Consider the following 243-nt stretch of genomic DNA (forward strand, 5'->3'; position numbering starts at 1 on the left):
CCGCGAGGCGGCGTGGCGGTAGGCGTCCTCCAGGCCCGCGAGGTCCAGCCGCAGGTCCGCGCCGAGCGGTGCCTCGGCCACCATCCGACCGGTGTGGCGGACGTAGTCGTGGAACGGCGGGTAGACCGGGGAGTTGACGACGACGGTGTCCCGCGGGGTGGATATCGCGGCCAGCACCTCCAACACCCCGGTCATCACGTCCGGCACGACCGTCGTGCGCGCGGTCGCCACCGTCTCCCAGCC

1 protein-coding gene is annotated in these 243 nt (G+C 73.7%); it reads right to left on the reverse strand.

Annotation, left to right across the window (positions count from 1 at the left end):
- Window positions 1-231, reverse strand: a 231-nt coding sequence (locus E0D90_RS26305) for an aminotransferase class I/II-fold pyridoxal phosphate-dependent enzyme (RefSeq protein ID WP_227870537.1), incomplete at its 3' end; no start/stop codon positions are given.
- Window positions 232-243 lie beyond the last annotated feature (12 nt).

The organism is Streptomyces otsuchiensis, assembly GCF_004305975.1.
In the GTDB taxonomy this organism is placed as follows: domain Bacteria; phylum Actinomycetota; class Actinomycetes; order Streptomycetales; family Streptomycetaceae; genus Streptomyces; species Streptomyces otsuchiensis.